Annotated in this window: 20 protein-coding genes; 13 read left to right on the top strand and 7 right to left on the bottom strand. The window is 69.8% G+C overall.

Features of this window, described 5'->3' with window-relative positions; genetic code table 11:
* Positions 1-2 precede the first annotated feature (2 nt).
* Positions 3-734: a LytTR family DNA-binding domain-containing protein gene (locus tag ACWPN3_RS21070; protein ID WP_492241045.1), complete on the top strand. Its 732-nt coding sequence runs from the start codon at positions 3-5 to the stop codon at positions 732-734.
* Here the strand turns inward: ACWPN3_RS21070 and ACWPN3_RS21065 are convergent.
* Complete coding sequence (locus ACWPN3_RS21065; protein ID WP_492241044.1) at positions 729-2,207, bottom strand: tetratricopeptide repeat protein; 1,479 nt, start codon at positions 2,205-2,207, stop codon at positions 729-731. The two genes, ACWPN3_RS21070 and ACWPN3_RS21065, sit on opposite strands and share 6 nt — an antisense overlap.
* A 236-nt stretch (positions 2,208-2,443) precedes the next feature.
* On the opposite strand from ACWPN3_RS21065, the gene cowN reads away from it, so the two are divergent.
* Complete coding sequence (gene cowN, locus ACWPN3_RS21060) at positions 2,444-2,740, top strand: N(2)-fixation sustaining protein CowN (RefSeq protein WP_085090167.1); 297 nt, start codon at positions 2,444-2,446, stop codon at positions 2,738-2,740.
* A gap of 4 nt (positions 2,741-2,744) precedes the next feature.
* On the opposite strand, the gene ACWPN3_RS21055 is transcribed toward cowN, so the two are convergent.
* On the bottom strand, positions 2,745-4,118 hold the full coding sequence (locus tag ACWPN3_RS21055) for a PQQ-dependent sugar dehydrogenase (RefSeq protein ID WP_492241043.1): 1,374 nt from the start codon (positions 4,116-4,118) through the stop codon (positions 2,745-2,747).
* A 289-nt stretch (positions 4,119-4,407) separates the two neighbouring features.
* Here ACWPN3_RS21055 and ACWPN3_RS21050 point away from each other — a divergent pair, with 289 nt between their 5' ends.
* The 7 genes from ACWPN3_RS21050 (at position 4,408) to ACWPN3_RS21020 (ending at position 13,879) form a co-directional block, all read left to right on the top strand.
* The gene (locus tag ACWPN3_RS21050; RefSeq protein WP_492261725.1) at positions 4,408-5,202 is read left to right on the top strand and encodes a PDC sensor domain-containing protein; all 795 of its coding nucleotides are present in this window, start codon (positions 4,408-4,410) and stop codon (positions 5,200-5,202) included.
* 7 nt (positions 5,203-5,209) lie between these two features.
* The gene (locus ACWPN3_RS21045) at positions 5,210-8,236 is read left to right on the top strand and encodes a response regulator (protein WP_492261724.1); all 3,027 of its coding nucleotides are present in this window, start codon (positions 5,210-5,212) and stop codon (positions 8,234-8,236) included.
* A 50-nt stretch (positions 8,237-8,286) separates the two neighbouring features.
* Positions 8,287-9,174, top strand: coding sequence for a diguanylate cyclase (locus ACWPN3_RS21040; RefSeq protein WP_492241041.1), 888 nt, complete (start codon positions 8,287-8,289; stop codon positions 9,172-9,174).
* Positions 9,171-10,343 carry a molybdopterin-binding protein gene (locus ACWPN3_RS21035; protein WP_492241040.1) on the top strand — a complete coding sequence of 391 codons (1,173 nt, stop codon included), beginning with the start codon at positions 9,171-9,173 and terminating at the stop codon, positions 10,341-10,343. The genes ACWPN3_RS21040 and ACWPN3_RS21035 overlap by 4 nt, the downstream gene beginning before the upstream one ends.
* Before the next feature lie 24 nt (positions 10,344-10,367).
* Positions 10,368-12,356: a molybdopterin biosynthesis protein gene (locus ACWPN3_RS21030; protein ID WP_492241038.1), complete on the top strand. Its 1,989-nt coding sequence runs from the start codon at positions 10,368-10,370 to the stop codon at positions 12,354-12,356.
* A 262-nt stretch (positions 12,357-12,618) separates the two neighbouring features.
* Entirely contained in the window at positions 12,619-13,194 is a 576-nt protein-coding gene (locus ACWPN3_RS21025; protein ID WP_109452609.1) for a sigma-70 family RNA polymerase sigma factor, read from the top strand.
* Between the two features lie 10 nt (positions 13,195-13,204).
* Entirely contained in the window at positions 13,205-13,879 is a 675-nt protein-coding gene (locus ACWPN3_RS21020) for a ChrR family anti-sigma-E factor (RefSeq protein WP_492241036.1), read from the top strand.
* Between the two features lie 90 nt (positions 13,880-13,969).
* Here the strand turns inward: ACWPN3_RS21020 and ACWPN3_RS21015 are convergent, their stop codons facing one another.
* The 4 genes from ACWPN3_RS21015 to ACWPN3_RS21000 all read right to left on the bottom strand — a co-directional run bounded on the left by ACWPN3_RS21015 (position 13,970) and on the right by ACWPN3_RS21000 (position 17,707).
* Positions 13,970-14,437, bottom strand: a complete 468-nt coding sequence (locus tag ACWPN3_RS21015) for a preQ0 transporter (protein WP_109445523.1) — start codon at positions 14,435-14,437, stop codon at positions 13,970-13,972.
* Positions 14,438-14,587: 150 nt separating this feature from the next.
* Positions 14,588-16,189, bottom strand: coding sequence for a citramalate synthase (cimA, locus tag ACWPN3_RS21010; protein ID WP_492241035.1), 1,602 nt, complete (start codon positions 16,187-16,189; stop codon positions 14,588-14,590).
* A gap of 175 nt (positions 16,190-16,364) precedes the next feature.
* Positions 16,365-17,252, bottom strand: coding sequence for an NAD(P)-dependent oxidoreductase (locus tag ACWPN3_RS21005; protein ID WP_492241034.1), 888 nt, complete (start codon positions 17,250-17,252; stop codon positions 16,365-16,367).
* Between the two features lie 29 nt (positions 17,253-17,281).
* On the bottom strand, positions 17,282-17,707 hold the full coding sequence (locus ACWPN3_RS21000; protein ID WP_492241033.1) for a tellurite resistance TerB family protein: 426 nt from the start codon (positions 17,705-17,707) through the stop codon (positions 17,282-17,284).
* Between the two features lie 140 nt (positions 17,708-17,847).
* Between ACWPN3_RS21000 and ACWPN3_RS20995 the strand changes: the two genes are divergently transcribed.
* Both ACWPN3_RS20995 and ACWPN3_RS20990 read left to right on the top strand, forming a co-directional pair.
* Complete coding sequence (locus tag ACWPN3_RS20995; RefSeq protein WP_492261723.1) at positions 17,848-18,795, top strand: AEC family transporter; 948 nt, start codon at positions 17,848-17,850, stop codon at positions 18,793-18,795.
* A gap of 205 nt (positions 18,796-19,000) precedes the next feature.
* Positions 19,001-20,692, top strand: coding sequence for a methyl-accepting chemotaxis protein (locus ACWPN3_RS20990; protein ID WP_492261722.1), 1,692 nt, complete (start codon positions 19,001-19,003; stop codon positions 20,690-20,692).
* A 40-nt stretch (positions 20,693-20,732) separates the two neighbouring features.
* Here ACWPN3_RS20990 and ACWPN3_RS20985 read toward each other — a convergent pair whose 3' ends face one another.
* On the bottom strand, positions 20,733-23,498 hold the full coding sequence (locus tag ACWPN3_RS20985; protein ID WP_492241031.1) for an ATP-dependent DNA helicase: 2,766 nt from the start codon (positions 23,496-23,498) through the stop codon (positions 20,733-20,735).
* Positions 23,499-23,610: 112 nt separating this feature from the next.
* Between ACWPN3_RS20985 and mtgA the strand changes: the two genes are divergently transcribed.
* Both mtgA and ACWPN3_RS20975 read left to right on the top strand, forming a co-directional pair.
* Entirely contained in the window at positions 23,611-24,285 is a 675-nt protein-coding gene (mtgA, locus tag ACWPN3_RS20980) for a monofunctional biosynthetic peptidoglycan transglycosylase (protein WP_109445535.1), read from the top strand.
* A gap of 98 nt (positions 24,286-24,383) precedes the next feature.
* Positions 24,384-24,908 carry a flagellar basal body-associated FliL family protein gene (locus tag ACWPN3_RS20975; protein WP_492241030.1) on the top strand — a complete coding sequence of 175 codons (525 nt, stop codon included), beginning with the start codon at positions 24,384-24,386 and terminating at the stop codon, positions 24,906-24,908.
* Positions 24,909-25,016 lie beyond the last annotated feature (108 nt).

Here is a 25,016-nt window from a genome sequence, read left to right as displayed (position 1 = left end):
CCATGGACTATGCGTTGCAGAACATGGATGTCGGGCTGGTGCTGCTGGACAGCGCGCGGCGGGTGCTGGCCCTGAACCCGGCGGCGGTCCGGCTGCTGGGCGACCGCGCGGCCGGTCTGGTCGGCGCCTATCTGCACGACCTGCACCCGCCCTCCCACCGCGCCAAGGTGGAACTGCTGCTGGCCGCGGCCGGCGAACCGGCGGCCCCGGCATCGGCCTGTTCGATGATGGTGGCGCTTCCCGGCCGGGTGCTGGTGGTGAAGGCGACCGCGCTGGCGCCCGCCACCGCGGCGGGGGAGGGGAGTGCCGTCACCGCCCTGATGCTGATGGAGGCGGCGCGGCCATCGGCGGCCGATGTCCAAGTCCCGCCGTCGCCACCGCCCACGGCGCAGGCGCCTGAACCGCTGGTCAAGCTGCCGGTGGAGAAGGGGCAGGGGATCGTGCTGCTCGACCCGGCCGATGCCGTCTATCTCCAGGCCGACGGCCATTACACCACGGTCCACACCGCCGATGGCGCCTTCTTCTGCGGCCTGCCGCTGTCGGAGCTGGAGGCGCGGCTCGACGCCCGATCCTTCGTGCGCACCCATCGCGGCTACATCGTCAACCTGCGCCATGCCCGTGCGGTGGAGCGGCAGGACGGGCGCGCCGCCTTCGTCATGGCCGCCCCCGGCGCCCCCCGTGTGCCGGTCAGCCGCAACCGGGCCGAGGCGCTGAAGAAGCGGCTGGCGCTATAGCCGCTGTTCCATCTGCCGTGCCAGCGCCGGCCAGTCGCGACCGGGTGAGGCCCAGTTCGCTTCGCCATGGGTGGCGTGGCCCGGCAGCGGGCAGGCCAGGAAACGGCCGGCCGCCCCCAGCGTGTAGTGCAGGCAATAGTCGATGGACCGCCGTTCGATGCGGAAGCGGTCCCAGACGGCGCCGTCCTCGCGCAGGGTCGACAGGCGGCAGGCCCAGGTCATGGTGGTGCTGGCGGTGAATTTCCAATGGCTGAGCGGCTGGCGCAGCACGCAGGTTTCCTCGCCGCCGGCCGCGATCACCCCATCGAGGCCGGTGGCCTCGGGGGCGGCGTATTTGTCGGCATGGTCGTACAACGTCACGTAATCGGCGATCTGCAACCCCTCCGCCAGCATGGCGCGGGCACCGGGCAGATGCAGATAGTCGTCCTCCAGGAAATAGACGATGGCGTCCTGGTCATACTGGCGGTCGGACAGGTCGGCCAGAGCCAGCGCCTTGGCATGCAGGAAGGAGCCGTGATGGCCCAGCGCCGTGCGCTGGATGACGGCTGGATGGAGACAGCCGGCCTGTGCCAGCATCGCCTCCACCCGCTCCACCGTATCGTCCCGGCAATTGTCGGCGATCACCCGCAGCTCGTCGGCGGCCGGACGGAAGACATCGAGGAAATTGGCCAGGCAGGCGAAGGGGCCGGCGATCTTCTCCTTGGGGTTCCCGCGGTCGCTCAGCCGGTAATAGACGCGCAGCCGGTTGGGAGCGGGTGGAAACCGACGCCGGTCATGATGCCGCCACCGGGCTCCGCCGCTTGCGATCTGCCGGCGGTGCAGAGCCAGGGCCAGATCGCAGAAGCCGTCCTCATGCTCCGGCTCGACCGCCAGCAGCCGGCTTAGCCAAGCCACCGACGCCTCCGCCGGGCCATGCTGCAGGGCCGCGACGCCAACGGTGCGCAGGGCGCCGGCATCGCCGGGAGTGAGGACGAGGGCGTTGCGGAAGGCCTGCACGGCCGTGGCTGCGTCCCCATGCTGCAAGGCCAGCGCGCCAAGCTCGGCATGGAGGTCGGATCGCAGAGGATGCCGGCCGGCCGCTTCACGGAGGGCGTCGACGGCGCCCGCCCGGTCGCTAGCCTGCTGACGGGCGGCGGCCAGACGGCGCCAGGGCATGGAATCGGCCGGGGTCAGCAGGGCGGTGCGGCGCAGCCAGACCATCGCCGCCCCGGCGTCGCCGCGGGCCTTGATCATGGCGGCGAGGTTGGCGGCATAGTCGGCGCGGGCCGGATCGCAGGCGCAGGCACGGCATTGGCGCGCAATCGCATCCGCCGCGCCGTCGGCCCCCTGCTGGAAGCGGACGATGGCGGAAAGCTGCCAGGCGTCTCCCGTCTCCGGCTCCCGGCCGAGAAGCGCGATGCAGGCGTCATACGCCTCCTGCCGGCGCCCGTCGCGGAAATGCCCGGCCGCCGCCGCAAAGTCCTGGACCGCCATGTCCCCCGTTCCAATCGCCCGTCGGTTGCATCCGTGGCGCGAGAGTGGTCCGTGGGCCGGGCATGGTCAAGCTTCGGCGACCGTTCCGTTCATGCAGCGATCCCGCCATTCGCGCAGGCCGGATGCCGCTGGTGCAGGGCCGCTTGATCGCAGGCGTGCCAGCGGGGAAGCATCGGACCAATCTTCCCCACCCCTGCCGACCGGCCCCTGCCAATCGGAATGAGGAGCCCGCACCCGTGGACAGCATCGACGCGCCCGACCGCTATGTCTCGTTCAAGGGGATCGACTGCGAGGGCAACAGCCGCCGCATCATCGACCGCCTGTACATGCACATCGACGACCCCGCCAAGACCAACGCCTTCTGGGAGCGGTTCCGCGCCAAGCTGGCGGTGGCCGAGGACCCGCTGAAACGGCAGGCCGACGGGCTGTGCCTGCTCTGCGCCAACATCTATTACATCGCCGACCTCTTCGAGGAGCACGACGACGAGGACGGGCTGGCGATGCTGCGCCAGCTGGAGGACGAGTGCTGCTGACCCGTCAGGGCCTGGGAGCCGTCCTGCCCGCCGGCTCCCTCTCGGCATCCTTGTCCGCTGCGGCATAGGCGACGCGCCAGACCGTGCCGGAGGCGTCCTCGGCAATCAGCAGGGCACCGTCGGCGGTCACCGCCAGCCCGCTCGGCCGGCCCCAGACCTTCGGGGTCTCGTCGCCCTCCGCGGCGCTCCCCGTTGCGGTTCCCGCGGCCGGGGTGACGCGGAAGCCGGTGACGAAGGTCTCGTAGGTGCCGGTCGGCCGGCTCTTGTCGAAGGGTGCGGTGTCGAAAGGCACGAAGGCGATGGCGTAGCCCGTCGGCCGCGAGCGGTTCCACGACCCGTGCAGCGACACGAAGGCCCCCATGCGGTAGCGCTCCGGGAAATGGGTGGCGTCGCCGAAGGCCAGCCCGATCGGAGCCGAATGGGCCTGGAACAGCAGCCCCGGCACCAGCGCCGCCTTCACCAGATCGGGCCGCCGGCCGGCAAGGTCGGGCTGCGGGTTGTCGCCGATGTAGGAATAGGGCCAGCCATAGAAGCCGCCCGGCTTCACCGCCGTCAGGAAATCGGGAACCAGCTGGTCGCCCAGCCCGTCGCGCTCGTTGACGACGGCATAGAGGTCGCCGGTGCCGGGCTTGAAGGCGAGGCCGACCGCGTTGCGCAGGCCCGCGGCGTAGGTGCGCTGGCCGCTGCCGTCGATGCGGAATTCCTGGATGGTGGCGCGCGGCTCCGGCTCCACCCCGATGTTTCCCTCCGATCCGATGCCGACATAGAAGTGCCGCCCGTCCGGCGCCACCGCGACGGAGCGCGTGGCATGGCCGCCGCGCCTGCCGAAGGCGCCCTCCGCCGTCAGCCGCCGCCGCTCCCCCGCCTGGGTCGCCCCGGCGGTCCAGGGCAGCCGCCACACCCCGGCCAGATCGCCGACCAGCACCGCCCCGTCATGGAAGGCGAGGCCGAAGGGATGGTCGAAGCCGTCGGCCCAGACCTGGGCCATCTCCGCCCGGCCGTCGCCGTCGGCATCGCGCAGCAGGGTCAGGGTGCCCGGCCGCTGCTGGGCCACCAGCACGTCGCCGTTGGGCAGGACCAGCAGGTTGCGCGCATTCTCCACATGGTCGCGGAACAGGGTGACGGTGAAGCCGCGCGGCGCGCGCAGGGGCTGCTCGGCGGGGCGGGGCACCAGCACCGCCTCGTTGGCGACCGCGGGCGTGGCATAGGGCTTCGGCAGGGTTTCGATCCGCACATGCACCTCGGCACCGACCGTCTGCATCGGGTCCGACCGCACCGGGCCGGTCAGCGCCGATTGCGCCAGGGCCGGGCCGGCGGCCAAAGCCAGCAGAGTGGCGAACAGGAAAGGCTTGGGCGGCAGGGGGCGGCGGTCGGCCATCGGACGGTCGCTTTCACGGCGGAGGCGAGGGCGAAGGGGGCGGGGCGGGCATGACAAATATCGGACGTGAATATGGGGACGATGCCCCAGCCGTTGTACGGACACAGGCGGTGCAAGGGGGGCTGTACCGGAGGGGTCCCCCGCAAGCGCCGGGTGTCGCGAACGTCACCCTTGTGCACATCAAGTTGCTTGCGGACGCAGCCGGCGCCAGACCATACTCCGACCGATCTAGGCGGAAGGACCGGCGGGTGGCGCCGGTTGCCGGCGGCGGTGCGGCGACAACTCTGCAATGATGGACAGACACCCGATCGACGCTGCGGCACTCACGCTTTCGCCCACCCGCACCCGTCTGTTGCTGGCCGCGGCCTTCGCGCTGATCGCGCTGCTCGGCGCCGGCTTCTGGGGCTATGTCGTCTGGGCCGACCGGGAAGAGACTCTGCGCAACAGCCGGGAACAGGCCCAGTCCGCCGCCCGCCTGCTGCAGGAGCAGGTGCGGCGGACGGTTGCGACCGCCGACCTCGCCATCGGCCGCGTGCAGGACCTGATCCGCTATCACGGCATGCCCGGCCTGGACACCAACCGCGACGCCTGGATCCCCATCCGCGATATGGTGGACAACCTGCCGGAAATCGCGGCGCTGTGGGTGCATCGCCCGAACGGCGACAATGTGCTGACCAGCCGCCAGTTTCCGGCACCGGCAGGCAACGTCGCCGACCGGACTTATTTTCGCGCCCATCGCGATGGCGTCGATTTCCACGTCGGTGAACGGATCACCGGCCGTTTGACCGGAGCGCTTTCCTTCACGGTCAGCCGGGCGATGCGGCAGGACGGCGCGCTGCTGGCCGTCATCCACACCAACATCGAGTTCGACTATTACCGGATGCTGTACGAGGGGCTGGAACTCGGAGCCGGTTCGGCCATCGCGATCTACCGCACCGACGGCAAGCCGGTGTTGAGGTTCCCCGACACGGAGCCGCTGGACGGGCCGGAAGGTCCAACGGTTCTGCGCCATGCGGCGGAGGCCGCGACCGAGGTGTTCCAGACCGACGGACCCGACGGGGTCGGCAAGCGGATCCTGTCCTGATCAGCGGGTGCCGACCCTGCCGCTGATCGTCTTCGTCGCCCTGTCGGAGCGGACGGAACTGGCCCCCTGGCGGGAGCGCACACTCCGGGGCAGCATCCTGGTCGGGCTGGCGGTGCTGGCCTGCGCCGGTCTGGCCTATACCGCGCTGCGCAGCCTGGAGCGCGAGGTGGCCGGCCGCCGCATGCTGGCCGACACCAACGCCGAGCTGGACACCAAGAAGAGCGAGTTGGAAACCGCCAACGAGGCCTTTGCCAGCGCCAACCGCCGTTTGAACCTGATCCTGCATTCGGCGTCCGACAGCATCTGCGGCATTGACCGCGACGGGATGATCACCTTCGCCAACCCCGCCACCTCGGCGCTGACGGGCTATTCCAACGAGGAGCTGCTGGGCGGCAACCTGCATGCGCTGATCCATTCCCGCCGTGCCGACGGCAGCCATTTCCCGGCGCTGGAATGCCCGGTGACCGAGGTGCTGCTGAGCGGGGAGAGCCGGCGCGGGCTGGAGGACACCTATTGGAGCAAGGTGGGGAAACCCTTCCTGGTGGAGTACACGGCGTCTCCGATGCTGGCCGAAGGCAAGGTCGAGGGCGCCGTGGTGGTCTTCCACGAGATCGCCGAGCGCAAGCGGGCGGAGGCGGCGATGCAGCGCGCCCGGCTGGCGGCGGAGGCGGCGAGCCGCTCCAAGAGCGAGTTCCTGGCCAACATGAGCCACGAGATCCGCACGCCGATGAACGCGATCCTCGGGCTGATCCACCTGCTGCAGCAGACCGAGCTGAACAGCCGGCAGGCCGATTACGTGCAGAAAGTGCGGGTATCGGCGCAGTCGCTGCTGGGCATCCTGAACGACATCCTCGACTTCTCGAAGGTGGAGGCCGGCAAGCTTGAGCTGGAGCGGGTCGATTTCCGCCTGGACGATCTGTTGCAGACGTTGGCGGTCATCGTCGGGTCGGCCGCGCAGGAGAAGGACATCGACGTCCTGTTCTCGGTGGCGCCGGATGTGCCGCTGGATTTGATCGGCGATCCGCTGCGGCTCCAGCAGGTCCTGATCAACCTCGCCGGCAACGCCATCAAGTTCACCGAGGCGGGAGAGGTCGTGGTGTCGGTCGGCGTGCGGTCGCTGGGTGACGATGGGCGCGCCGTGCTGGACTTCGCCGTGCGCGATACCGGCATCGGCATCCCGCCGGACCAGCGCGACCGGCTTTTCAAGGCCTTCAGCCAGGGCGACAGCTCCACCACCCGGCGGTTCGGCGGCACGGGGCTGGGGCTGGCGATCTGCGCCCGGCTCGTCCGGCTGATGAAGGGAACGATGGATGTGGAGAGCGAGCCCGGCAAGGGCAGCGTCTTCCGTTTCCAGGCGGAGTTCGGCCGCCATCCCGGTGGGGCCGGCCGGCGAACCGGCGGGGCTGCGGCCGGCTTGCCCGACTCCCACCCGCGCCCGGTGCCGCGCGACCTGACGGTGCTGGTGGTCGACGACAACCCCACCGCGCGCGAAGTGATGGGCGCCATCGCCACCGCCTTCGGCTGGACCGTCACCGCCTGCTGCGACGGCCAGAGCGCCATCGCCGAACTGGAACGTGCCGCCGCGGCAGGCCATGCCTATGACATGGTGCTGATGGACTGGAAGATGCCGGGGATGGACGGCATTGAGGCGGCGCGCCGCATCCGCGCCGATGTCCATGCCGGCACCCCGATGATCATCGTCATCAGCGGCTATGGCCGCGAGCGGCTGGGCGCCCGCTTCGAGGAGGCCGGGATATCCGGTTTCCTGGTGAAGCCGGTCACCGCCTCCACCCTGCTCGACGCCGTGACCGTCGCCTATGCCCAGGCCGGACATGGCGCGCCTCTCCTGCCATCCCCGGTTCCGGCGCCGTCCGGCGGCAGCGGGTTGGGCGGGCCGGCCTGGGACGCCAGCCGGGCGCTGCATGGCCGCCGGCTGCTGCTGGCCGACGACAACGACATCAGCCGGCAGGTGGCGTGCGAGATCCTGGAGCGCGCCGGCGCGTCGGTCACCGCGGCATCGACGGGGCGGGAGGCGTTGGACTGTGTGCGCGCGGCCGGCCAGCCGTTCGACGCCGTGCTGCTGGACGTGCATATGCCGGACATGGACGGCTTCGCCGCGACCGCAGCGATCCGTGCGTTGCCTGGTGGGCGGCTGTTGCCGATCATCGCCATGACGGCGAGCGCCCTGCCGGAGGACCGGCAACGCTGCCTCGACAACGGAATGGACGCCCATGTGCCGAAGCCGCTCGACCTGCCGCAGCTGTTCGCCACGCTGGCCCGCTGGATCGGGCCGCCGCTGGTGGCGGTGCGGCCCTGCGCGCCCTGTGGCGCCGCCCCTGTCCCGCTGCAAGGCGACGCCATGCTGACGCGCGCCATGCCGATTGGCCGTCCCGCCGGACCGCTGGCCGATTTGCCCGATGGATTGCCGGGCATCGACATTGCCGATGCGCTCAACCGGCTGGGCGGGGATACCGACCTGTTCCGCCGTTTCATCGGCCAGTTCGCCGACGGCTATGGCAATGTCGCCGAACGCATCGCCGCTGCGGTGAACGGCAACGATCTGGCCACTGCCAAGTCCATCGCGCATGAGCTGAAAAGCGTCGCCGGCAACCTCGGTGCACGCGGCCTGTCGGTCGCCGCCGATGCATTGCAGATCGCCGCCTACAGAGACGATGCCGTCGCGGCTGCTGCCCAGGTGCCGGTGCTGCGCAGCGAACTGGCGCTCGTGCTGGAGAGCGCGCAGCGGCTGCGCGCGGTGCCCGACGGGAAGACGGGGCCGGCGGGAGAGCCGGCGATGTCCGGCCGGTCGGCGGAAACCCGGTCGTTGCTGGCGAATCGCCTACCCCAATTCGTAACTTTGTTGCAAGAGAGTAACTTCGCAGCGGCGGAGGAGTTCGCTATTCTGGCGCCGTTGCTGACGGACTGGGTCGAGCCTTCGACGATGAAGGGGTTGTCCACCGCCATCGACGGTCTGGACTTCACCAAGGCACTTGGAATCGTGCGGCGGATAGCACGCAACCTCGGCCTCCCATAACCGATGGTCTGAACGCGCTGATGGCCGATCCCCGTCCGAAAATCCTTGTGGTGGATGATATCCCGTCCAACGTCCATGTGCTGAGCCGCATCCTGAAGGACGACTACGACATCTATTTCGCCACCGACGGCGAGAAAGCGTTGGATCTGGTTCAGGCCCGGATGCCGGATCTCGTCCTGCTGGACATCATGATGCCGGGGATGGATGGGTTTGAGGTGTGCCGGCGCATCAAGGCCGACCCCGCCATCCACGACATTCCAGTCATCTTCATCTCCGCCAAGAGCGAGGTGGAGGACGAGACCCGTGGCCTGGAGGTGGGGGCCATCGACTTCATCACCAAGCCGATCAGCCCGCCCATCGTGAAGGCGCGGGTGCGCAACCATCTGCTGTTGAAGCGGCAGACCGACCTGCTGCGCAGCCTGTCCTTCCTGGACGGGCTGACCGGCATCGCCAACCGCCGCCGCTTCGACGATGCTATGGCGCGCGAATGGCGGCGCTGTGCCCGGTCGAACCTGCCGCTGTCGCTCATCATCCTCGATGTCGATCATTTCAAGGCCTACAACGATCATTACGGCCATCAGGCCGGCGACGAATGCCTGCGCATGCTGGCCGAATTGCTGTCGGGCCGGGCAAAGCGCCCGAGCGACCTCGTCGCCCGCTATGGCGGCGAGGAATTCGTCTGCCTGCTGCCGGAGACCGACGGCCCCGGCGCCGTCCGCGTGGCGGAAGGCTTCCGGACCGGCGTCGCCGAATGCCGCATCCCGCATGCGCAGTCGCCGGTTATTCCCTATGTCACCATCAGCCTGGGGGTCGCCACCGTGATCCCGTCGGCCGACGGCAGTCCCGAGCAGTTGGCGGAGATGGCCGACCAGATGCTCTACCGCGCCAAGCGCACCGGCCGCAACCGCGTGCAGGACGCCATGGTGCCGGCGCTGTGACGGCGCCGCCGACAGGATCTTCCTTTTACGATGTTCGTGGCCGCGGTTTCCCGCGCCGTGCGCCGCTGGCGGATGGCTGGGACTGGATCGACCGCCGGGTCGCCGTGCCTGCCGCAAGGGTCCGGCCCGTGGCGGAATGCGGCGGGCTGCGGCTGGCCGGCGCCGTCGCTGCGCTGGCGGACTGGCCCGCGGCAGACCGTGCCGCGGTGGACGGCCATGCCGTGGCGGCGGCCGACACGCTGGGTGCCGGCTCCTACAACCCGGTGCCCTTGACGGCGGCGGTCGCGGTGAGCGCCGGCGACCCTCTTCCGGCAGGCTGCGACGCGGTGATCCCCTACGAGGCGGCGCAGGCCGTCGGTCCCTTCATCGAGGCCATCGACACGGTGGCGCCCGGCAGCGGGGTTGAGCGGCAAGGCGCCTGGACCGCCGCCGGAAACGCGCTGCTGCCGGCCGGGCGGCGCTTGCGTCCCGGCGATCTCGGCCTGCTCGCCGCCGCGGGGCGTGACACCCTATCGGTCCTGCCGGCGCCGCGGGTGCGGATTCTGATGGCCGGCGGTCCCAAGGCCAACGCGCCGGAGCAGGTCGCGACCATGCTGGCGGCGCTGGTCGGGCGCGACGGCGGGGGTGTCGAGGTGGTCGAGACCGTGCCGGCCGACCCGGATGCCCTGGCCGAGGCCTTCGCCCGGCCAGGCGCCGACCTGATCCTGTCGGCCGGCCGAACCGGCACCGGCCCCGACGATGTGGCGGCGTCCGCCCTGGCCCAGGCCGGCAGCATCGACCTGCACGGCATCGCCATGCGGCCGGGCGGCAGTGCCGGGCTGGGCATTGCCGGCGCGGTGCCCGTCCTGCTGCTGCCGGGGGAGCCGATGGCGGCGCTGGCGGCATATGAACTGCTGGCTGGCCGAGCGGTGCGGCGCGCTGCCGGCTTGCCGGCCGATCTGCCCCATGCGACGGTCCGGGCGGTGACGGCGCGCAAGCTGGTGTCGGAAATCGGCTGCCTCGACCTGCACCGGGTCCGGTTGGATGGGGACGGCAGGGTCGAGCCGGTGGCCTCGCCCGGCTGGCCGGGACTGGCGGCGGCGGCGCGGGCCGACGGCTTCGTCCTGATCGGCGCGGACAGCGAAGGCGTGCCTGACGGCGTTCCCGTCACCATGTACAGGTTCGACTGATCTTATCGAGCAAAGGTTTGCCGCGTGCACAGTTCCGACCGCAGCCGCGAGGACATCCGCCGTTTCGTCGCCCAGGCCGCCCGCCAGGACCAGTTCCTGGAGGTGGTCAGCGGCGAGGAGGCGCGTGCCCGCTTCCACCGCCATCTCGACCTGTCGCCACGGGGGGAGGAGCGGGTGACGCTATCGGCCGCGCTGGGGCGCGTGCTGTCCGCCGATGTGACGGCGGATGTCGATGTTCCCGGCTTCGACCGCTCGGTGGTCGACGGATTCGCGGTGCGCGCCGCCGACACCGTGGGGGCTGCCGAGGATCGGCCGGTGGCCCTGCGCCTGAACGACGAGGTGCTGGCCGCCGGCCATGCCCCCGAACTGACGGTGGAGCCCGGCACTGCCACGGTGATCGCCACCGGCGGCATGCTGCCGCGCGGCGCCGACGCCGTGGTGATGGTGGAGACGACGGAGGCGGTGGAGCGGCCCGACGGCCTGTTCGTCAGCCTGACCCGCCCGGCCACCCCCGGCGCCTTCGTCGCCGCCGCCGGCTCCGACATCGGCCGGGGCGAGGTGGTGCTGCGCAAGGGCCAACTGCTGACCTCGCGCGAGATCGGCGTGCTCGCCGCCATCGGGCTGGGCGAGGTCGCCGTGGTGCGCCGGCCGCGTGTCGCCATCCTGTCGACCGGCGACGAGATCGTCGCACCCGGCCAGCCGATCCGCACCGGAGCGGTCTATGACAGCAACGGCGCCATCCTGGCCGCCGCCGTCGCCGAACTGGGCGGGGAGCCGGTGCCGCTGGGCATCGCCCCGGACGAGGACGCGGCGCTGGAGAAGCTGGTCGCCCGGGGGTTGGACTGCGACGCGCTGCTGCTGTCGGGCGGTACGTCGAAGGGGGCGGGCGACCGTTCCCACCGCATCGTGGCGCAGCTGTCGGACCCCGGCATCGTCGCCCATGGCGTGGCGCTGAAGCCGGGCAAGCCGCTGTGCCTCGCGGTGACCGGCGGCAGGCCGGTGGTGATCCTGCCGGGCTTCCCGACCTCGGCGATGTTCACCTTCCACAGCTTCGTCGCCCCGGTGATCCGCGCCCTGGCCGGCCTGCCGCCGGCACAGGCGGAGGAGGTCACTGCCACCCTGCCGGTGCGGCTGGGGTCGGAGCGCGGGCGCACCGAATATGTCATGGTCTCGCTGGTCCATGGCGCCGGCGGGGGTGCTGGGGAAGGCGAACTGGCGGCCTATCCGCTGTCGAAGGGGTCGGGTGCGGTCACCGCCTTCAGCCATGCCGACGGCTTCCTCGCCATCGACGCCCAGGCCGAGGCGGTGGAGGCCGGCACGCCGGTGTCGGTCCAGCTGCTCGGCCGTTCGCTGACGCCCGCCGACCTGATCGTGGTCGGCAGCCAGTGCATCGGCCTGAACGCCGTGCTTGGCCGCCTGATCGGTGGGGGGATGACGGTCAAGGCGCTGAATGTCGGCTCGATGGGCGGGCTGGCGGCGGCGCGGCGCGGGGAGTGCGACATCGCCCCCGTCCACCTGATGGACCCCGCCACCGGCACCTACAACACGCCGTTCCTGGCACCGGGTCTCGACCTCGTCACCGGCTACCGCCGCATGCAGGGCATCGTCTTCCGCCGCGGCGATCCGCGGTTCGAGGGCAGGGCGGCGCAGGAGGCGGTGGCCGCGGTCGCCGGTCTGGCCGACTGCATCCTGATCAACCGCAATGCCGGCAGCGGCACCCGCATCCTGACCGACCGGCTGCTGGGGCCGGCGCGGCCGACCGGCTACTGGACGCAGGCCAAGTCGCACAACGCCGTCGCCGTCGCGGTGGCGCAGAACCGTGCCGACTGGGGTGTGGCCATCGAAACCGCGGCGAACCTCTACGGGCTGGGCTTCCTGCCGCTGCAGGAGGAGCATTACGATTTCGTCATCCCCGCTGCCCGCCGGGACCGTCCTGCCGTCCGCCGCTTCGTCGAGGCGCTGGAGATGCCGGAGGTGGCCGACGCCCTGCGCGCCATGGGGTTCATCAGATAGGGTCTGGAGAGACGGGGCGGCCCAATCGTCCGGCTAAACCGAACAAAATGCCGCAGGCCGGGTTTTTTCGTGATCCAGCGGCTGGACGGTTGCGTACCGAAGGTCACGATGCGACATACAGCCCGGCGTGAAAGCCCGCGGGATGCAGGGCAGAGTGCAGGATTGACGCAGAGGTCTTGAAAACGGGGCGGCTGCCGCGAATTCCGGGAATGGGTGCCATCCCCGGCTTGTGCGGAAGCCGATGTTCCCCTTGAATGGGACCATGCAGGACCAGCACACCCCCGCGGCCGACATGGCCCCCAGCCTGGAAGATCTGCTCGTCGCCGTAGGGCGCGAGCGGGACCGCCAAGCGTTCGGGGTTCTGTTCGGCCACTTCGCGCCACGGCTGAAAACCTATCTGCGCCGGTTGGGATGCGATTCCGGCGGGGCGGAAGAGCTTGTTCAGGAGGTCATGCTGTTGGTCTGGCGTCGCGCCGAAACCTACGATCCGATCCACGCCTCGGCCGGCACCTGGGTGTTCACCATCGCCCGCAACAAGCGGATCGATGTGTTGCGGCGCGAACAGCGGCCGGAGATCGACCCCGACGATCCCGCCCTGGTGCCCGAACCCGATGAGGCCGCCGACCGCCGGATCGAGGCGAAGGAGAGCAGCGGGCGCCTGCGCGCCGCGCTGAAGGACCTGCCGCCGGAACAGGCCGAGCTTCTGCGCATGGCTTATTTCGAGGACAAGCCGCACAGCGTCATTTCCGCGGAGCACGGCATCCCGCTCGGCACCGTCAAATCGCGTCTGCGTCTGGCGATGGAACGCCTGCGCCGGTCGCTGAAGGATGTCGGATGAGGCATTTTTGATGAACCGGCCGAGCCACCACCCCGGCGACACCCTGCTGATCGATTATGCCGGCGGCGCCCTGTGCGAGGGCGCGTCGCTGGCCGTCGCCACGCATATGGCCTTCTGCCCCGCCTGCCGCCACGCCGTGACGGAGATGGAGGCGATCGGCGGCGCCCTGCTGGACGATCTGGAACCGGAACCGCTGTCCGACGGCTGCCTGGAGGCGCTGATGGCCCGCCTGGACCATGAGCGGCCGGCGCCCTGCCGCCCGGCTGTGAAGCATTCGGCGGAGCGGTCGCGCTATCCGGAGCCCCTGCGCAGCTATCTGCGCGGCCGGCTCGACCGCGAAGGACGGCTGGAGGAGGATGCCTGGCGGTTCCTGCAGCCCGGCATGCGCAGCATGGAGCTGCTGTCCGGCCCGGACGGAACCACCAAGCTGATCCGCATGAAGGGCGGCGTCGGCGTGCCGAAGCACACCCATGGCGGCATCGAGTTGACCGTGGTGCTGGAGGGCGGTTTCTCCGACGAGTTCGGCGCCTTCCTGCCCGGTGACATCGCCATCGGCGACCCGTCGCTGGTCCACCGCCCGGTGTCCGACCCGGAAGGCTGCCTGTGCCTCGCCACCACCATCGGCGGGTTGCGGATGACCGGACCGCTGGGGCGGCTTTTCAACCGGTTCGTGAAGCGGTTCTGAAGACTACGGCCTGCGGTGCCCTCTCCCTAACCCCGCTTGGCAGAGGGTGGGAGAGGGCATCCGGAGCCGACGGCCTGACACCGCGCAGCCTTACGCCGCGACCGCCACACGCCCGTCGCGGGCGCGCATCAGCAGCCAGACCACCGAGACACCCAGCAGCTTCGACGCGAAGCTGGCGGCCCAGACGGCCGGATCCCAGACGTCCAGCATGCCGAAGAAGATGGCGGTGTCGACCGGCACCGACAGGGCGGCGCTGATCCACAGCCGGTCGCGCAGCGGGCGGCGGGTGACGGTGAAGACCGCCCAGTCGATCATCTCCGACACGGCGAAGGCGGCGACGCTGGCGGTGGCGACGAAGGGATCGGTCAGCAGATAGGACAGCACGGTCCCGCTGAGCATGGCGGCGAGTGCCCAGTGGCCGAAGCGCACCTGCACCATGTCGCGCAGGATGAAGATCAGGCCGGCCCAGCAGGACCAGACCAGATCCAGGTGCGGAAACAGGCTGAAGGCGAAGTTGATGGCAAGAATGCTGCCGATATAGGCGGCGAGCCAGAGCATGGCGATGATCCTCCGAGAGCGGACCCGCGGCAATACGGGCGCTGATGACCGGAGCCGGCCCCGCGTGAATGCGAGCGCCCCGAGAAACCGCTCTAGCTAACAGAACATCGCCATGCTGGGAAGGTGCCGCGTGGCCCTTCGCGCCGTCTCTCAGACCGGTTTCGCCTCGCCCTTCATCAGGGCGTAGGTGTAGCTGTCCACCAGCGCCTCCATCGAGGCTTCGATGATGTTGGTGGACACGCCCAGCGTCGACCATTCGGTGCCGTCGGTCCGGGCGCTGCGGATCAGCACGCGCGGCATGGCGCCGGTGCCGTCCTTGGCGGCCAGGATGCGGACCCGGTAGTCGGACAGGCTGACCCTGGCGAGCGCCGGATAGGCTGGCTCCAGCGCCTTGCGCATGGCGACGTCGAGCGCATGCACCGGGCCGTTGCCGTCCGCCACCTCCATCCGCACGGCGTCGCCGACGCGCACGCGCACCACCGCCTCCGATTCCACCACCAGCTTGCCGACCGCGTTGTAGCGGCGCTCGTCAGTGACGTGGAAGCGCAGCAGTTCGAAGAAGCGCGGCACCTCGCCCAGCTCGCGCCGGACCAGCAGCTCGAAGCTGGCCTCCGCCGTATCGTAGGCGTAGCCGTCGCTGTCGCGCTGCTTGACCAGGTCGAGCAGGCCGGCAAGGCGGTCGTCCCTCGCATCCACCACCATGCCGATGTCGCGCAGCCGCACGATCAGGTTGGAGCGGCCGGCCTGGTCGGACATGACGATCTGGCGGCGGTTGCCGATGGCCTCGGGCGCCACATGCTCGTAGGAGGACGGGTCCTTCTCAACCGCCGAGACATGCAGCCCGCCCTTGTGGGCGAAGGCGCTGGCGCCGACATAGGGGGCGTGGCGGTTGGGCGCGCGGTTCAGCCGGTCGTCGAAGGCGCGGCTCAGCTGGGTCAGGAGAGGCAGGTCCTCGCGCCGGATGCCGGTCTCGTAGCCCATCTTCAGCATCAGCGTCGGGATCAGCGAGACGAGGTTGGCGTTGCCGCACCGCTCGCCCAGCCCGTTGATGGTGCCCTGGATCATCCGCGCGCCGGCCCGCAATGCCGCCAGCGAGTTGGCGACCGCATTCTCGGTGTCGTTGTGGCAATGGATGCCGAGCCGGTCGCCGGGGATACCGTGTGTCTCCACCACCTCGCGGACGATGGCGTCGACTTCGTGCGGCAGCGTGCCGCCGTTGGTGTCGCACAGCACGATCCAGCGCGCGCCGGCCTCGAACGCCGCCCTGATGCAGGACACGGCATAGGCCGGGTTGCGTTTGTAGCCGTCGAAGAAATGCTCCGCGTCGAACAGCGCCTCGCCCTTGGCGGCGTGCAGGGTTGCGATGCTGTCGCGGATGAGGTCGAGATTCTCCTCGCGCGGGATGTTCAGCGCCACGTCGACATGAAAGTCCCAGCTCTTGCCGACCATGCAGACCGCCTTGGCGCGCGACTGGGCCAGGGCCGTCAGCTGCGGGTCGTTGGCGGCGCTGCGGCCGGGGCGGCGGGTCATGCCGAAGGCGGTGAAGGTGGCGCGCGTCAGCTCCGGCGCCTCGGCGAAGAACTGGTCGTCGGTCGGGTTGGCGCCCGGCCAGCCGCCTTCGATGTAATCGATGCCCAGCCGGTCGAGATCCTTGGCAATCGCGATCTTGTCGGCGACCGAGAAATCCACGTCCTGGGTCTGCGCCCCGTCGCGCAGCGTGGTGTCGTAGAGATAGATGCGCTCGCCCGTCATCGCCGCCTGACCTGTCAAGACAAAGGGATAGGCATCGGTTTGCCACCCTGTGGAAAGTCGGGAGAATGGACGATGCAGCGCGTATCCTCAACCGTTTTGACAAGAAACTTGCGGGAAGCGGGTCTTCTTCGCAATGGAAGGGAATGGCGGAGCGTTGCGCCCCGCCTTCCGGGGATCAGCGGGCGAACAGCCGGTAGAGCGCGGAATGGTCCAGCGCGCCGTCGCCCTGGTCCACCAGCATCTCGAACAACTCCAGCGACAGGCCGAGCGTCGGCAGGTCGATGCCGGACTGCTGCGCCAACTCCTCGGCCTGGCGCAGATCCTTGACCTGGGTGGTGACGCGGCCGCCGGGCGTGAAGTCGCCGCTGACCATGCGGCCGCCATGCAGGTCGAGGATGCGGGATTCGGCGAAGCCGCCGCGGATGGCGTCCCGCACCTTGGCCGGATCGGCGCCGGCCGCCCGGGCGAGCGCCAGCGCCTCGGCCACCGCGCCGATGGTCAGGGCGACGATGACCTGATTGGCGGACTTGGCGATCTGGCCGGCGCCGCTGTCCCCGACATGGGTGATGCGGCGGCCCATCGCCTGCAACACCGGCAGGGCACGGGCGAAGGCCGCCTCGGACCCGCCGGCCATGATGGTGAGGATGGCGCCCTCGGCCGCCACGGTCCCGCCGGAGACCGGCGCGTCGAGCCACTCCGCCCCGGCGGCGGCGACGCGCTTTGCCAGCGCGCGGGTGGCGGCGACGGCGGTGGTGCCCATGTCGATCACCAGATGGCCGGGACGCAAGCCCGGCAGCAATGCCTCGGCCACCGTTTCCACCGCCGTGGTGTCGGTCAGCATCAGGATGACGATCCCCGCCTGTCCGGCGACGGCGGCTGGGCCGGTGGCGGCGATCATCCCCTCCGCCGCCAGTTCGGCGACCGGGCCGGGGCTGCGGCTGCTCACCACCAGCTCCGCGCCGGCACGGGCGAGCGCCCGGGCCATCGGCTTGCCCATCAGGCCAAGCCCGATGACGCCGACGCGCTGGCCGGCGAGGTCGGGGCGGATGGTTTCTTCGGTCATGTCGATGCTTTCACTATACGTGGATACAGTCACAGACGCATGTGGCGGGCACGGGCGCCGCGCTCGATGGCGGCGGCGCAGAGCCGGTCGACCCCCAGCCGGTGGCGGATCAGCTCCAGCATGCGCAGTTCCTCCTGCGATGCCTTGGGATCGGCGGCGGCGATGTCGCAGGCCACCGCATAGGCGGTCTCGCGCAGCTTGGACGGCAGCGCCTGTTCGATGATGGTCAGCACCGTGTCCAGCCCGTCATTGTCGGACAGCATGGCGGTGCATTCGCGGGTGGCGGCCATCACCTGATCGCCGCTGTAGTCCTTGAAGATCGGCAGGTAGCGCACATTCTCGCCGATGGCTTCCAGTTCAAGGTCGGTCATGTCGCCGTCGCAGGCGGACACCAGGACCATGACGTAGATGAGTGCGCTGTGGTGGTCGATCATGGAGTTGGTCGGCTTTCTCATGGGGCGGTCTCCGCTGGGGAGTGGTCGCGTGTAAGGTCGGCAATCTCGAACGCCGCCTTCGCGCCGTCAAGGGTGCCATGCCGGGAGTGGAGGGGTCGGCCGCTCGACGCGACGGTTGGCGTTGCCTATTGTCGCGCACCATGAACGTCGTCCTCAATGTCGCATTTCCCGTATTCGCCATCATCCTGGCCGGCTTCCTGTCCGGGAAGTCGAAGCTGCTCGGCGCCGCCTCGTCGGAAGCGCTGAACAAGTTCGTCTATTGGATGGCGCTGCCGCCGGTGCTGTTCCTGGGCACGGCGCGGCGGTCGCTCCCGGAGATCTTCAACGGCCCGTTCATCGGCGCCTTCCTGGGATCGATGCTGCTGGTCTATGCGCTGGGTGCTGTGATCGGCCGCCTCGTGTACCGCGAGCGCACGCAGATCCAATGCATGCAGGGGCTGAACTCGGCCTTCTCCAACACCGGCTACATGGGCATCCCGCTGTTCCTGGCCGCCTTCGGGCCGGACCGTCTCGCTCCCACCATCCTGGCGACCGTCATCATGAGCGCCATCATGGTCGGCATCGCGGTGATCTGGATGGAGTTCGCCAACAGCCAGGGCAGCGGGCTGGGCAAGGCCCTGCGCGATGTCGGCCGGGCGCTGGCGAAGAACCCGCTGATCCTGTCCACCGCCGCCGGCCTCGCCTGGTCGGCGCTGCTGCCCGGCGTCGCGGTGCCGAAGCCGATCGCGACATTCTGCGAACTGATGGGCTCCCCCGCCGGCCCCTGCGCGCTGTTCGCCATCGGCCTGTTCCTGGCCTCGCAGCGGCTGACCGCCGGGTTGGCGGAGGCGGGCTGGATCAGCGCGCTGAAGCTGCTGGTCCATCCGGCGCTGGCCTGGGTGCTGACGCAGACGCTGTTCCCGATGGACCCGTTCTGGACCGGCAGCGCGGTGATCCTGGCGGCATTGCCGACCGGTGCCCTGACCTTCGTGGTGGCGAGCCAGTACCAGACCTATGTGGAGCGCACCTCCTCGGCCATCCTGGTGTCGACGGTGCTCAGCGTGGTGACGCTGTCTGCATTGCTGGCGGTGTATGCGCCGGGCGGGTGATCGGCATCCGCTGTGAGTCTGCGATGCAATCTCATAGAGATTGTCTCTGTTTTGGCTTGGTCCGTTTGTCTTTTGAACAGTTTGCCGCCGGTTCCTTAAGGCAATTTTTACCGTGTTAACCTAGGTGATTCTGGAAATGCTTTCGCCGTGTCGGTCGAAGTCGGCAGGGAAACCGCTTTTTTCAGGGATCAACTGAGGTGTCGTTGTGAAACTTATCGAAAATCTCCGGATCGGCACGAAAATCTATGCAGTGGTGGCGCTTCTCAGCCTGATCACGCTGGGACTGTCGATCTACATGAGCAACCGGATCGGTGAGATCGACGACCGCTACAGCAGCCTGATCGATGGAGACGTGACGTTTTCGCTGAAGCTGGAACGCATGCGCGGCGACCTCGCCAACCTCGGCCGTCAGGCCAACAACGTGCTGCTGCTTCAGGATCCCGCGGGACTTCCGCCTCTGGTCAAGGCGATGGACGACATCCAGGCGGCCATCGCGGATTCGAGCGCGGTGATGAACCGTCTGGCAAGGCCCGAAAACAAGGACAAGGTGACCCGGATCGTTGAGCTGACGGCAATGGTGAAGTCCTCGCTGCCCAAGGTCTTCGCGGCGAAGGAGAAGGCCGATCATGCCGGAGCGGCCGCCATCTATGGGAAGGAAGGGCGTCCCCAGGTGGTCGAGGCCTTCAACATGGCGGCGAAGCTGTCTGACGAGGTGTCGGCCGGAGTGTACCGTTCGTCCGACGATCTGACCGTCAAGACCAACCAGACGGTGTTCAACTCCCTGTCGATTGCGATCGGGCTCCTCGTCTTCGGTGCCGTGGGGTCCGCGCTGCTGGTCGTCTATGGCATCCGTCGTCCGGTTGCCGTCCTGAATGCCGCGATGGTGCGTCTGGCGACCGGCGACACCACGACGGAGGTGGCAGGGGCCGGCCGTGGCGACGAGGTCGGCGAAATGGCGCGGACGGTGGAGGTGTTCAAGCAAAGCATGATCCGCACGCGCCAACTGGAGCAGGACGCCAAGGACGCCGAGGCCCAGGCGGCTGCGGAAAAGCGCCAGGGGACTCTGGACATGGCCCGGTCCTTTGAAGAGCGGGTCGGCTCCATCGTCGATGCGGTCGGCAGTTCCGCGACCGAGTTGCAGGCCACCTCGTCGCAGCTGGCCGCCGCCGTCGAAGAGGTCGGCGCCCAGTGCACCGCCGTCGCCGCCGCGTCGGAGCAGGCGAGCGCCAATGTCCAGACGGTCGCCGCCGCGTCGGAGGAGCTGTCCGCCTCGATCGGCGAGCTGTCCGACCGCGTGGGGCGTGCCGCCGACCGCTCCCGCCTGGCCGCCGAAGGGGCCGGCGAGGCCCAGCGCCAACTCGATCTGCTGTCCGCCTCCATCGATCAGGTCGATCAGATCGTGGCTTCGATCAATGCGGTGGCCAGCCAGACCAATCTGCTGGCGTTGAACGCGACCATCGAAGCGGCCCGCGCCGGCGAGGCCGGCAAGGGCTTTGCCGTCGTCGCCAGCGAGGTGAAGAACCTTGCCAACCAGACCCACGCGATGACCGAGCAGATCACCAACCAGATCGGCGCGGTCAAGGCGGCGTCGGGCCGGACGGTCGGCGCGATGCGCAGCATCATCGGTCAGGTGGAGGAGATCAGCAACTCCACGGCCGATATGGCGCAATCGGTGAACCAGCAGAGTGGTGCCACGTCCGAAATCAGCCGCAACGCCCAGCAGGCGGCGGTCGGCACGACCGAGGTTTCGCGCAACGTCCTGGGTATTCAGCAGGCGGAGAACGAAACGGGGGCCGCCACCAACAACGTCAAGCATGCGTCGGACGATCTCACCCGGCAGGCTGCGATGCTGAAGCAGGCGATGGACAGCTTCCTCAGCGAGTTGCGCGCCGCCTGACAGGCCATAGAACGGGAAATGGCGAGGGGTAGACTGCCCCTCACCACCCCCGCAGGAACTCCGCTGTCTCCTCGACCGCCTGCTTCAACCCGACCCGCCGCATCTCCACGCCGTCGGGGAAGGCGCCGGCCAGCCGGCTCGGCATCATCGGGTCGAGCAGGACGAAGACGCCGGTGTCGTCGGCCCGGCGGACCAGCCGGCCGAAGGCCTGCTTCAGGCGCAGCCGCGTGATCATGTCCTCGTAGCGGCGGCGGCCAAAGGCCTCGCGCCGCGCGCGGTGCAGGATGTCGGGACGCGGCCAGGGCACGCGGTCGAAGACGATCAGGCGCAAGCTGCGCCCCGGCACGTCCACCCCGTCGCGCACCGCGTCGGTACCGAGCAGGCAGGCGTGCTCCTCGTTGCGGAAGATGTCGATCAGGGTCGAGACATCCAGCGGATCGACATGCTGGGCATAGAGCGGGATGTTCGCCTGATCCAGCGGCTCGGCGATGCGGTCGCGCACGGCGCGCAGCCGGCTGATCGCGGTGAACAGGCCGAGCCCGCCGCCGCCCGCCGCCAGGAACAGCGATTTGTAGGCCGCCGAGACCTGTCCCAGATCGTCCTTGCGCACGTCGTTGACGACGAAGACGCGGGTGCGGTTCGGGTAATCGAAGGGGGAGGGGACCTGGGCGCGGATCGCCGGGGCCGGCAGGTGGCTGGCGCCGCAGCGGTCCTCCGCCGCGCGCCAGTCCTGGCCGATGTCGCCGGTGCCGTCGGTCAGCGTGGCAGAGGTCACCACCAGCCCATGGGCGGGACCGGCCAGCGCCTCGGCGAAAGGCACCGTCGGATCGACCCAGTGGCGGTACAGCCCGACATCGATGTCGCGGCCGTCGATCCGCTCCACCGCGAACCAGTCGACGAAATGCGACGGCGTCTCGGTCGGCAGGGTGCGCAGCATGGCACGCCACCCCTCGACCGTCAGGGTCCCGCGACGGTTCAGGCTGCGCGACAGCGCGTCGATGCGGCGGCGCTGGTCGGAGTCGAGTTCGGCGCTCTCATCCTCCAGCCGCTGGGCCAGCCGGCGGGCCAGCGCCTCCACCGGTTCGGACAGGCGGACCAGGGACTGCTCCAGCTCCGCCGCGGCCTCCAGCAGGCCGTCCACCGGATAGGCCTTGTCGGCCTCCAGGCTGTAGGGGCCGCCCTGGCCGGCGGTACGGGCATAGACCTGCTGGCGGGCCAACAGCAGGAAGCGCTCGGTCGGTCCCTGGGGATTGTCGGCGGCCAGACGCGCCGACCAGCCGTCGGCCGGCAGGACGCGGGCGCCGATCAGGATGTCGTCGAGATGGCGCAGAGCCTCCTCGTCGCCGGCGACGATGTCCTCCAGCCGGCGCTTCAGGCCGCGGGCGCGGCTGCGTCCGGTCTCCTCGGCACCCAGCAGCCAGCGGCGCAGCTCCTGAGTCTCGCGGCAGGTCAGATGGCCGGCAAAGGCGCTGTCGGCGGCGTCGAAGACATGGTGCCCCTCGTCGAAGACATAGCGGCTGGGCAGCGTCGGTTCCTCGCCGCCACCGAGAGCCGCCTGCACCATCACCAGGGCGTGGTTGGCGATGACGATGTCGGCGCGGCGGGCGCGGCGCACGCTCTTCTCGATGTAGCAGCGGGCATAGTGGTCGCAGGCGGAATAGATGCACTCGCCGCGGCGGTCGGCCAGCCCCATGGTCGGCCCGCGCCCGGCGATGTCGACCAGCCAGCCGGGGAAGTCGCCGCCGGTCATGTCGCCGTCGCGCGTCGCCGCCGCCCAGCGCGCCATCAGCCCGACGCCGACGGCGTTGTGCGGCTGAAACGGCATGGCGCGCACCGCCTCTTCCAGATTCAGCAGGCATAGGTAGTTCTCGCGCCCCTTGCGCAGCACCACCTTGCGCGCCTTGGTCGCCGGGTCGGCATAGAGCCGGTCCAGCTCGGCGTCGATCTGGTGCTGGAGATTGCGGGTGTAGGTGGAGATCCACACCGTCCCGCCATTCTTCTCTGCCCACACCGTGGCCGGCGCCAGATAGCCCAGCGTCTTGCCGACGCCGGTCCCGGCCTCCGCCAGCACGACATTCGGCGTGTCGGGCAGCTGGCGCGGGGCGAAGGCGGCGGACACCGCGCTGGAATAGTCGGCCTGCTGCGGCCGCGGTTCCGCGATCCTGCCCAGCACATTGGCCGACAGCATGGCGGCGAGGCGGCGGCGCGCCTCGTCCGGATCGACCGGGTTCTGGGCGGGCGGCGGCGGCGGTGCGCCCTCCTCCCACTCCTTGATCCGGGTCCAGACGCGCAGGCCCGAGCGGGCCGCACCCTTCTCCGGGCCGTCCGGCTTGCCGAGCGCGGCCAGCACCGCCGACGTCCAGGGCCAGCCGGCGCGCCCCATCTCCCAGGCGAAGGCGACGGGGTCGGAGGACTCCTCCCGTCCGGCTGCCCCGAGGTCGCCCAGCAGACGACGCACGGCGCGCTGGAGAGCCAGCGCCTCAGCCTCGTGACCCTCAGGCGTGGGCAGGTCGAGCGCCTCGGCGATGCCGCGCGGGGTGGGGACGCAGAAACGGGCAGGGTGGACGAAGGCGAACAGCTCCAGCACGTCGAAGGCCGGGAAGGCGTCGATCCCCAGCCGGCGGGCGAAGGCGCGGGCATGGCAGACCAGAGGCGGCTGGCGGCGCACCTTCGCCGCGGCGGCAGCCAGCGACAGCTCCTCGACCTCGCCGTCGAGGGTCAGCGACACGACACGGCGCGCGCCGGCCACCATGGCGGGCGCGTTGTCGAGACTGTTGATCGGGGTGGGGTCGGCGGTCAGGTCCATCGGCGGCACTATATGGCGGTGGCGTGCCGCAAAGCGAGCGCCGCATGTTGACGGAACGCCGCCTCACCCCCATTGAGGGAAGTCCGGGGGAGCCGAGCGGAGACGGAGCTGTATGCGGAAACTGCTGCGCTGGGCGCTGATCGGGATCGCGGGGCTGATGGCCTTTACCATCCTGTGGGCGGCGCTCTACCGGGTCGTGCCGCCGCCGGCGACGCCGCTGATGCTGATCCGGGCGCTGGGCGGTTCCGGTCTGTCGCGCGACTGGGAACCGCTGGAGCGCATCTCCCCCGCGCTGGTCGAGGCGGTGATCGCCTCAGAGGACACCGGCTTCTGCGGTCATGGCGGCTTCGACTGGGCGGCTATCGAGGGCGCTTTCGAGGAGAACGAGGAGGGCCGGCGGCTGCGCGGCGGCAGCACGATCAGCCAGCAGACCGCCAAGAACGCCTTCCTCTGGCCCGACCGCAGCTGGACCCGCAAGGGGGCGGAGGCGTGGTTCACCCTGCTGATCGAAAGCCTGTGGAGCAAGCGCCGCATCCTGGAGGTCTATCTGAACATCGTGGAGTGGGACGACGGCGTCTATGGCGCCGAGGCGGCGGCGCGGCACCATTTCAACAAATCGGCCGCGGCCCTGACCCGGCGCGAGGCCGCGCTGCTGGCGGTGGTGCTGCCCAGCCCGCGCAACTGGTCGCCCACCCGGCCCAGCGCCTATGTCACCCGCCGCGCCGGGGTGATCGAGCGGCGGATGGCGGTGGTGCGGCGGGACGGGCTTGCCGACTGCGTGCGGTGAGACAGGGTGCGTCCCTCCACCGAATCTTAACACCCGACGCACTACGCTCCACACTGCTCCCGCCCGGCCCGCAGGAGGCCGACCCCAGGAGGCCGACCATGGCCACGCACCGCACGCTGCACGGAAACCTGTTCTCGACCCCGCCGCCCGACCCGTTGCGGGACGAGCTGGCGCCGCACCAAGACGCCCAGCCGGAGCCGGGAAACCCCGCCCGTCTGCTGATCGTCGTCCTGATCGCCCTGTTCACGCTGGCCGGGCTGGCCTATGCCGGCGGCATCGCGCTGGACCGCATCCTGGACCAGCGGCGGATCGAGGCGCGGATGGGGCCGAAGCCGCAATTGGCGCGGCTGCCTGCCATCGAGGTGCCGCTGGGCAGCGTTCGGGCGTTGGAGATGCAGGTCTCGCTGGTGCTTGCGCCGAAGATCGAGCCCGACCGCATCCTGCGCTATCAGGACCGCATCGCCGACCGGCTGTTCCAGACCATCGGCCGGATCGACAGCGAAACCCTGACCGGCCCCGGCTCCGCCGACATTCTGAAGGCGCGCATCAAGGATGCCGTCAACCGCGAGGCGGGCACCGGCCTGTTCCGCGACATCTACATCGAACGCATGGTCGTCAAGTGAGGCACGCGGGGCTCATTCTGCGATCAGCCTTGTTTTGTGCGGCGCAATAGCCTATGTAGGGCGTCTTGTTCGCTGGAGGCTCGCGCGTCTCTTGAGCGAGACGCGCTG

It is taken from the genome of Azospirillum sp. UENF 111221 (assembly GCF_058780625.1).
The sequence above is the reverse complement of the archived record's forward strand: the minus strand, read 5'-3'. Positions and strand labels throughout refer to the sequence as shown.